At 31.5% G+C, this 4,396-nt stretch carries 1 protein-coding gene and 1 pseudogene; one reads left to right on the plus strand and one right to left on the minus strand.

Annotated features, from left to right (window positions below):
* Positions 1 to 326: pseudogene (locus tag RBR53_11940) on the minus strand (IS1634 family transposase).
* A 706-nt stretch (positions 327 to 1,032) separates the two neighbouring features.
* Between RBR53_11940 and RBR53_11945 the strand changes: the two are divergent.
* Positions 1,033 to 3,192: a tetratricopeptide repeat protein gene (locus RBR53_11945; GenBank protein MDY0133362.1), complete on the plus strand. Its 2,160-nt coding sequence runs from the start codon at positions 1,033 to 1,035 to the stop codon at positions 3,190 to 3,192.
* Positions 3,193 to 4,396 lie beyond the last annotated feature (1,204 nt).

Raw genomic sequence — 4,396 nt, forward strand, 5'->3', positions numbered from 1 at the left:
AGAGAGAATTTCCTCTCTGTTACGTCCTAAAAGTTCAAGAGTTCTGTAAAGAACTCTTTCATGAAACTGTTCAAGATTTAAGATATCGAGAATCTCTTTCTGATTTAACCATTTGCCAGCTTCTTTAATACTAAAATTCTCAGTAAGTTTGTAGCTTAACAAACCAATTAGTAAACTATTGAGATCAAGGCCCTTGCTTTTATATTTGCCAAAAATGTCACAGAAGTTAAGCTTTTCATAAAAAAGTTGGACAGCAAGGATCGAGCCAATAGGAACACATTCTTGTTAGGAATTGTAGGAAATGCTCTCTGTTTTGTGATGTTCATTTGACCAAAGAACATAAAACAGGGAGCACTTATTTTTATCTAACTGTCAAAGTCAGGTTAGAAAGTTCCCCTAATAAAAAATCAAGTATTATTTTATATAGATGTTTAAATAAAAACTATTTTTTATACGTAGCTGTAAGTTCTTTGCAAACATAAAATTTTAAAAAATATTACTTAATAAAAATTGATTCTTCTTTTTCAGCCCACTTTCCACAGATGTCCTTTCAATTTTTACAATTTTTCTTGCTATCGTTTTTTCTGAAATTAGCCTTGGTTACTCCAACATTTATTTTTGAAATTTTCCAAAATTTTCGGCTTTTTGCCTTAATTGAAAATTTCCAGCAGTCATTTCCATGAGTTTCAGTTAAGATAATTACTGCAAATTTTTTAAATAATTCTCCAAAAACGATAGCAAGAAAACTGTTATTTTTTTGAAGACATCTGCGGAAAGAAAGTTTCAGCGTTTGTCTGAACAAATAGATTATTTTTATACATAATTTGAAGATTAAATATTCTTCCTATTTATAAAACCTAGATAAAATTAAATCACCTGTTCTTCTCAGCTCAAAATGTACCTATAATTCGATATACTTATATAAATTTGTTAAAAATACTCTTTTAAAATCCACTCTTTTCCAGAAAAAAGATAATATATAAATAATATTCATATTATCCCACTAAAATTTATTCAAGCGAAGGTTTGTCTATGAGTTCAGTGTTAATTTTTTTTATTGGAGTATTAATACTCATTTATATTTTTGGTCAGAGAAAAGATGAAAAAAGTACTCGATTATTGAAGGAAACTAAAAATTGCGAAGTAATAAGTGAACTGAAAGAACCTGTAAATTATAAAATAATACGTGAGTTTGTTCAAAAATATAAAAGAGAACCTTCAAGAAGTGAACTCCAAGATCTAAAAAAGATGATTCATACTAAGAAAAATGAGAGTAAAATTAGTAACGAATCTTTAAGGATGTTCATAAACTCAGAACTGGAGAAGTTAGACGAAAGTAAATTGCTGGATGAGGGTTGTAGACTGTCAAAAGAGGGAAAAATCGAAGAAGCCATAAAGTGTTACGATATAGCAATCTCAGCCAATCCAAAAAATGTATATGCTTGGTATAACAAAGGAAACACACTTCTTAACATGGGCAGATATCAAGAAGCTATGCATTGTTTTAAAAAAGTAAAAAATATTGATTCTAAATTATATACTCAACTATATTCGGAAAAAGATGAAGCTAGGAATTTGATTAATATTAGTTGGGAATTATCATTAAAAGAAAAATATGATGAAGCTATAGAATATTGTGGTAGAGCAGTCTCAGTAGATCATAGATATGCAGACGATGCAGCTAGGAAAATAAGTAGCATAGGTTATAGATTGTCAGATGAAGGGAAGTATGAAGAAGCTATAAAATTTTACAATAAAGCGATCTTAGCTAATCCAATGTATGCAAATGATGTCGCTACCACATTAATGGAAATTAGCTGGAGATTATCAGGTGAAGGAAAACATAATGAAGCTAAAATATTTTATAATCTAGCGATTTCGTTTAATCACAATTGTGCATCCACTGTGGCTAGTGAATATTTCCATAAAGGTTGTACACTGTCAAATGAAGGAAAATATGGAGAGGCTATAAAATACTATGATAGAGCAACCTCAATTAACCCCAACTTTAAAAGAGCTTGGTCTAATAAAGGAAATACCTATCGTAAGATGGGTGCACACTCAGAAACTAAAACTTGCTTTGAAAAAGTAAAAGCTATTGATGAAGTAAACCTTCAAAAAAGAGAAGCGGCTAAGAGAAAAATTGATAATAAATTAATGGAAGAGAAACAAAATTTGGAAGAAAAATTTAAAGTAATTTTAAATAAAAATCCAGCTACACTTGAGGAGTTTGTCCAGTATTTTTTATCAACCTACCTACATAATTATCCAGAACATATAAATGAATTTAAAAGATTGCTTTATTTATCCCAAAAAAGAACCTCTGATGAAATTGAAGAAGCAATAAAATCTTATTTTACAAATATCATCTCTCTTGAAGGAATGGGTGACTCCTTTCACATTTTTGAATCAACATATAATTTTGGGCTGATTTACGAGTTCGCGAAAAAATATGATACCCATTTTGAGAAATCAGACCTTGAGAAGCTAAACAAACTTCTAGTTCAAAGAGGGACAAGATTTCACGATATTAAGGTATTGGAAGATCTTGTTACTTGTGCTATAAAAAAACAAAATTATGTAAATTTTAAGAAAGAAATGTTAGCACCACATCCTTCAAATGAGACACAATTAATAAAGCAGTTTATAAAAGTGTCTAAAAATGATATAGATGCTAATATGGATATGTTTTTTATGCTTTTATTAGAGCTTGAGATCACAAATCCATCTCTAGTAGAGATTAAAATGTTAAATCTAACTTTAGATGAATTTAAAGAACTTATGAGTACTAAAATCTTTGGTGTGAGTCTGATTTCTGATGCAAATGAAAGATTCACAATTAATGATGTTGACAATATGGATGGTTACGAGTTTGAAAATTTCATAGGCTCACTTTATGAAAAAATGGGATATTTAGTTGAACAAACTCCAAAATCAGGTGATCAAGGAGCAGACCTTATAATAACCAAGTTTGGTGAGAGAACTGCTGTACAAACTAAAAACTATAGAGAAAACGTCTCAAATAAAGCAGTCCAAGAAGTGGTAGCCTCTCAGGCTTTTCATAAGTGCACTTCTTGTAGTGTTGTAACAAATAGCTACTTTACAAAATCTGCAATGGAATTAGGGAATGCTAATGGTATTAAACTAGTCGATAGAGAAGAACTTAAAGTTTTAATTGACAAATATATGTAAGTATTTTCTAATGTGTGATGAGTTTTATTCTTCTAATTTTTCACTTATTTTTTGTTACGTCCGTGAATTTTACTAAAAGGTATAAAATAATTGCTATTTTACAACTCTTTCACAACTTCCATTGATGCCATTTTACTAAAAGATGCAAAATTTACAATTTCTCTTGATATCGTTTTTCTATTTTACCTGTAAATTTACATTTTTACATTTTACAGTAAAAACATACACATTTTACCTTTGACTTGAAACCAAAGCCTACCACTTATTCACTCTATCTAGAACATGAGAGTTAAGAGTAAACGGCTTATCTGACATAGCATTTTGCTTCATATAATGCAATGTGCCTTGGAAAACCTTAGTTTCTTCCAGTCAACATAAGAAATACTCAGAATCTTTTGCCTTATGTCATAGGAATCAATCCTCTCAATCCCATATTCAGGTTTAACAAAGTCCAGTTTTTCCTTTTTGCTAGTGAGATAATGGGCTAATTCCCTTACCTTCAAAAAGATAACATAACTCCAGGTGCTTTCTTTCCCTTGGTAACTTACTTTTTTGTTCAGTATATTGGAAAACTTATTAACATCTTCCTGGCTCCTGTAGGTTTCAGCCTGAGATTGTAATTTTCTGTCCTTATGAAATCTTTACTTTCCATAGCTCCACTTTCAACCAGACTTATAAAGCCAAATTAACAAGGACAGATTGGTCTATAAAATCAAATATTATAATTTATGCGGTCACTTTGACTTCATTTATTTGGCGTAGAATGGATCTCGTAATGAAAAAAGCGCATTAAAACAGGAAACTGGGAAAAGGATTTTTGAAGAGGTCGCGTGAGTATGATCCGAAGACATCAATAATAAAAAAATGATGGAATCGTTTTCTTCCGAAAGGGTGGGTTTTTAGCCTGTTACAAGGCTATTCGTGGGCTCGAGTCCTCCCTGAATAAATTCGTGAGTACAGGTTCCCCGGATTTCCTGTAAGATATTGCAAATCTCTTAAAGTCTCAGGCGACCCCTTAATACAGCCATTTTCGGACACATTAGCAGGACTTATCGGTAGCTGCTCTCTGAGCCTTTAAATAAGAAAATCTAGCCCGAACGTAATGTTCCAGACCATATTTCCATTCCTTGCACTCAGGTCTGCCCGAATTAATGAACATAGCCTGGTGGGCACAGCCCCCCATGCAGATCGGCAGCATCTTGCA

Source organism: Desulforegulaceae bacterium (genome assembly GCA_034006035.1).
Lineage (GTDB): Bacteria > Desulfobacterota > Desulfobacteria > Desulfobacterales > JACKCP01 > JACKCP01.